6 protein-coding genes are annotated in these 5,678 nt (G+C 38.9%); 3 read left to right on the top strand and 3 right to left on the bottom strand.

What is annotated here, in order from left to right; genetic code table 11:
- Positions 1-301: 301 nt before the first annotated feature.
- Positions 302-487, top strand: coding sequence for a carbon storage regulator (locus tag A3763_RS08330; RefSeq protein ID WP_068634146.1), 186 nt, complete (start codon positions 302-304; stop codon positions 485-487).
- Between the two features lie 70 nt (positions 488-557).
- Here the strand turns inward: A3763_RS08330 and A3763_RS08325 are convergent, their stop codons facing one another.
- Positions 558-1,985 (bottom strand): MvaI/BcnI family restriction endonuclease, encoded by a 1,428-nt coding sequence (locus tag A3763_RS08325; RefSeq protein WP_068634145.1) that lies wholly within the window; start codon positions 1,983-1,985, stop codon positions 558-560.
- 90 nt (positions 1,986-2,075) lie between these two features.
- Positions 2,076-3,458 (bottom strand): DNA (cytosine-5-)-methyltransferase, encoded by a 1,383-nt coding sequence (gene dcm, locus A3763_RS08320; protein WP_082880419.1) that lies wholly within the window; start codon positions 3,456-3,458, stop codon positions 2,076-2,078.
- Between the two features lie 86 nt (positions 3,459-3,544).
- On the opposite strand from dcm, the gene A3763_RS08315 reads away from it, so the two are divergent.
- Both A3763_RS08315 and A3763_RS30080 read left to right on the top strand, forming a co-directional pair.
- Entirely contained in the window at positions 3,545-4,675 is a 1,131-nt protein-coding gene (locus A3763_RS08315; RefSeq protein ID WP_068634144.1) for a hypothetical protein, read from the top strand.
- A complete protein-coding gene (locus tag A3763_RS30080) occupies positions 4,675-5,106 on the top strand; it encodes a very short patch repair endonuclease (protein WP_068634143.1) in 432 nt (143 codons plus the stop codon). The genes A3763_RS08315 and A3763_RS30080 overlap by 1 nt, the downstream gene beginning before the upstream one ends.
- Positions 5,107-5,192: 86 nt before the next feature.
- Here the strand turns inward: A3763_RS30080 and A3763_RS08305 are convergent.
- Positions 5,193-5,678, bottom strand: a 486-nt coding sequence (locus tag A3763_RS08305; RefSeq protein ID WP_231872140.1) for a hypothetical protein, incomplete at its 5' end; no start/stop codon positions are given.

Raw genomic sequence — 5,678 nt, 5'->3', positions numbered from 1 at the left:
TAAACTCCGACTTAAAACATAAAGTTTTCTTGTTAAAACTCATATATAGTACAATCATAATGGCCTATTAATGATCATATTAAGCTCAAAATAAGATCTCGCAATATTAATTTGCGATTTCCGTCTCATAATTGTACTTCTTAGGTGCATACCCGGTCAATACCCAAAAGCCACTTTTTTCAATTTATTTGGAAATAATCTACATTATCTCTATTTTTAACCCAACACCCGTATTCGATCGTTAAACACCCATGCAAAACAGGTATCATTGATTCTTTTAAAAACTAAAGGATTAGTAAAAATGAAAAACGGATTCCTAAATCTTTCTCGAAAATCTGGTGAAGAAGTATTCTTGTTTGTTGGTGACACAGAAGGAAATGAAACGCAGATAAGATTGGTTGTTACTGAGGCAGAAAATGGGCAAGCCAGATTAGCATTCCAAGCACCGGCGAACGTCGATATTTGGCGCGAGGAACTGCTGGATTAGCTGCTATGCTTTGAAATATTGAACCGATAAATCAACCGGGAATTAAACTCCCGGTTATTTGTTTAGAAAATCATTCGAGTAAATTAATCAATTCTGTCTTTTCATACAAAGATTCAGACGCGGAATAAATATCATTTAAACGCCACTGAGTGCGTCGCTTGTTTCTTTTCTTATCATGCTCGTTGTACTTTGGCGCAGGATCTAAGAAAACAACACCTTCATGAATGGAGCAGATTAACCGTTCAATTGTTGTGCGATAGCACCACAATACACTGCCAGAAAATGTAACGTTTTTCTCATACCCCAAACTATATTCCGCTTGGTTTTCATTAATACCTACGGTTGCAGGCACGTAAACAACTTCATTGTGTTTCGCCCCCCATTTATTCATCAATCGCTCGATAGACCAACTAGCAGCATTATTACCAGAAGAATCCTCCAGAACGACCTGCAACCCGTTCATCTGTCGAGAGAAAGGAATTGAAACATCATACAAGCAACGTTCAGGTGTGCCAGAATTTTTCGATACAGGAAAACAGTAAACCCGCAATGTCAGGTTAGTCTTTGAGTTTGTATTGTTCACTCTATGTAATCCTGTCAGCCGGTAGTCATCACCCTTCAGGTATCCATACGTCTTCATAAACTCAGCAAAGTCTTCCTTGTACAAACCGCCATCAGGTTCAGTAGTTATTAACGATAGCTTTTTCGTAGTAAAGCACTTTAATTCGATGCCAAAAATGTCTCCGTCCTGATCTGCATTAGGAATGATTCCGCAAGCATGCTCTAGCGTATACCCATGTACTTGGGTACTTGTAAAAGGGATAGTTTCTCCAGTTTTATCGAACCTGCACCCCTTTAAAGTCTTGCCCGCCACGCTATCAGTAAGTATTTTGCGTAGTTTTTCTGAGCCTGATATGTCCAGCTCATTAATCGATAAACGCTTACATATTTTCGAGGATCCAAAAAGGGGCAGATCAATGAACTCGTTTCTAAACTCTTCGGCCGGATCAACAAGCATCATCGCAATTGCGATTCCCTTTTGAGTAGCTCCAATTACTAAATACCTAGGAAGTAGATCTTCACTCTTTGTGAACTCAACTGACATAGATTGAGGCATTTCGCCCTGCTCTGTCTGAAAACCTGATAGCCGAGCCTCAGGGTACTGGTGGTATACAATAGCTTTACATTTTTTAGTCTTATGCAAAGTGCCATCACTGCTTAGCCAATAGAATTCATTGAAGACAGCTTGAGTAATTGGTTTGCCGGGTGCAGATGCTCTTTTCGTTTGACTCGTGCTTTCAACTCTTTCACTAAAGCTCATATCAAACACGGAGTTTAGTAAGCTAGCATCATGATGAAAATAAACTTGGTTTTTGTCATTGGCGTTCTTTGGAAGCTTCTTAATCAAAGCCAAATCACAACCATGTTCTGATAAACGAGAAACGATTTCCTTGGACGAGATTAGCCCTTGATAATCGAGATGATTGAATATTGCCATACTATAAACTTTGGAAATAGTAAGACAATATTCATTCCAAGCGAGAACTTCAAGTCGAATGAAGTTCTGCGACTAAAGTAAGTAGATTGATCAGGCAGCTTTATCGGATTTATTTTTAAGGTCTACTGCCTGATATATACGACTTTTCATTAGCTCAGCTACAGCTCTAAAAACTGGTACCACCACCGAGTTTCCAAACTGTCTATATGCCTGAGTATCTGAAACTGGTATAACAAAATTGGATTCACCGGGACGATCAAATCCCATCAATCTCGCACACTCTGCGGGGGTTAATCTCCTAGGGCGACGTGCCTGATTCTGTTCGTTGAAAAAATCGTTCTCACCTAACTCTTTATCCCACCCCTGATCTATCAGAATTTCAGAACCATCTTTATGGTAACGGGCAGATAAAGTACGAGCAAAAGCATTTGGGTCATTCGGGTCAACCAATCCATACCCAAATCCATTTCCTTTAGCTTGATGTTTTTTCGCATACTCATACAAATACTCCCAAAGCCTCGGAGTAAGGGTATATTTTTTTGACATTTCTTCATCAAGCTCATCCAGAAGAGCCTTGAAGGAAGGAACAACTTTAGGGTAAGAAATATCTCTCAAAGACAACCCGTCAGACAAACCTGAGTCTCTTCTAAACCCCACTAGAACAATACGCTCTCGATGCTGAGGCAGAAACTTTTTGCCGTCGATTATCTTAGGATCTTGCACCCCGGTACCGTTAAAATCTATATCAAGAACATCGTAGCCTAAATCATCCAGTGCCTTACTAATCACTTTAAAGGTATTACCTTTGTCATGACTTTTTAAGTTCTTAACATTTTCCAGAACAAAAGCTGAAGGCTGCTTTGCTTGGATTATTCGACAGACATCAAAAAACAGTGTGCCTTGTGTTTCACATTCAAAACCATGAGCCCTACCAAGCGAGTTCTTTTTAGAGACTCCCGCTAAAGAAAATGGCTGACACGGGAAACCAGCTAACAATACATCGTGATCAGGGATTACTCTATCTATATGATCATATGCCTCTTGCTCTGCAATACTCTCATCATTTGTCAGCGTTACATCAGTAATATCTTCATTAAAGACGTGCTCATCAGGATCACAGAAAAAGTTGGCTTTATAAGTTCTTACAGAGTACTTATTCCACTCACTTGTAAAAACACATTTCCCACCAATTTCATCAAAGCCTTTTCTAATTCCACCTATTCCTGCAAACAAATCAATGAACTTGAAACTAGGGTTATCATAATGATTGGGCTTCTTTGGCAACAAATCGAGAAGAATCTGTTCTTCAGTATCAGTTAACGATTTATTGGACTTGCCCTTCAATATTCTGTTTATAGTCTCTCGACACCAATCATTTTCCGTGTGCGGGTTCAGGTGGTTAGCTATTTGTTTCTGGTCATAAATTTCGAGAATTTTGGTTAAAAGATCCAATGTCGATTTGTTGTTATTCATTCCTTGCCCTCTGGGTATTTTGAGTGACAATCATATCACTCATTTGACCCAGATAAAGAATAATTAACTGATTTTAAGAAAATATTTTGCGACTAAATATCAGAAAACTACTCGGAATTAAAAACAGGTTTTCAATAACCGTGGTAGCATCCGAATCGAACATTGATATAGGGAAGATTTTAATGACTTTAGTTACCAAGAATGAATGGGAAACATTTTGCGAACTACTTTGGAGAAATGTATTTGGTAAAGGCCCATCCACGCAGACACAACGAAAAATAACAACTACGGCAAGGGAGGATGCATTCTTTAACAAGATAATTGGAATAATACCAGAGCTAGCTCTAACTGAAGTATACGACTCCCTATCCCCTACTCCCGGAACGCTAATGGACGGAGGATGGTTTATTGCTTCAACAAAAGGAGATCTGAACCCGCTCAGCGAAAATGGTGTATATGTAACAGTTACCGAATCCCAACCAGATGTTTTCTTTGCTTTGTATAGCATGCTGAAAGAGAACGTTAAGTCTGATTTTTTCTTGCTCAAGATAAAAAGCTCAAAAATAGAAACCGAATATAGAACAAAGGACATCGCTGATATCTACGATATTTACAAGTTCGATTATAACGAATCTGGCCAGCTAAGCTTTTTTCCTTCCTCTTCAGATGAGCTATTCAAAGGCTTTAAGAAAAAGAACTACGTATCCAGCCACAATGATCCATTTTTACCAAATCAACTTTTGGAGCAGGAAGTAACATCATTACCCTCCAACCTAAATTTAAGGTCAGAAACACTATTCTCAATCTTTTATGACCGTCTATTCTATGATTTCTATCTATCAAAGCATTACGAAAAGGGCAATTCTTCGGACATTGATTGCATTACCTTTAAAAATAACGCCTTCAATCTCATCGATATAAAAAGAAAGTATCTATCAAAATCTGGGAAACTAGGTGCGAACACGGAACACATGCCATTCTTTGAGAGCCTCTGTGGATGGGAAAAGTTTAGTTGCTATTATGTAGCCAACCTCATCCCAAGGGAGCAAAGAATTGATCTTCGCCTTAGCTCAGACTGGAGATATATTGATATGAATGCCTTTGTTAACTCAAACAATATAGCTTTAGGGCGTAGCGGGCAGAATACAAACGATGACCAAGAAACAAATATGGTCAGCATTGGCGACTTCAAGAAGATAGCCCATGGTTCATCTTAATGGCAGACAAAATATCCAAAGCCAGACGAAGCCAGAACATGGCTCAAATAAAAGGTAAGAATACTACTCCTGAACTGGAGGTAAGAAAGTTCCTTCATAAACAAGGATTTAGATTTCGCCTCCATTCAAAAGATTTACCGGGAAAGCCAGATATAGTGCTCCCAAAGTACAAAACCGTCCTGTTCGTTAATGGCTGCTACTGGCACCGTCACGAAAACTGCCATCTGTGTACAACACCAAAATCAAACGTTGAATTTTGGCAGAGTAAATTCGAACAGAATATGAAACGCGATAAAAGAAACTATGAAACTCTTGATGGACAGGGCTGGAAAGCAATAATTATATGGGAGTGTGAAATTAAGAATAGAAGCTATGAGAATTGGATATCCGATACAATATCAAAAAACCTTTCTATATGTACCAACCTGTAAAGATTTGAGCATAGCTTAGATAACTGAATCGCCAAAAAGTTAAACCTATGCTCACTACTACTAAATTCTATATCGAGCTTTATCTGCTAATCAGCCCTCAAAACAACAACTTGGTCGTACGGAGTTCCCGCCGGGTTGTTATAAATGGTTGCAAGAACATCCATTGCAGTTGCATCCCATAACCCGAAATGGGGATCAAAATGACCAAACATTCCTAATGCATGAGCTATTTCATGCAAAGCATAATCTCCGCTCCATGAGCAAGTCCCATTTCCTAAGTTTACCCACCCTAGGTACTCAGAGCTAATGGCATACGATTCATCAAGCCTTAACCGATTACCACCGGCATAAGGTGCTCGTGAATAATTCCCGCAATAAGATGATGGATCAGCTCCAGAAGGTCGAAACGAAGTACCTTCTGATATAGCGATTCCATAATTCATATTATTTTCTGAAAGAAAACTTTGAAACCCATCATCATCGCCAAGTCTATTAGAATAAATTGGCTCATTGCCATCACTCGTATGATCTTTAAACACTGACAAATCATAATCAATCAAAACGATATCTTC

The organism is Oleiphilus sp. HI0128 (assembly GCF_001635365.1).
This window is presented reverse-complemented; position numbering and strand designations above follow the sequence as displayed.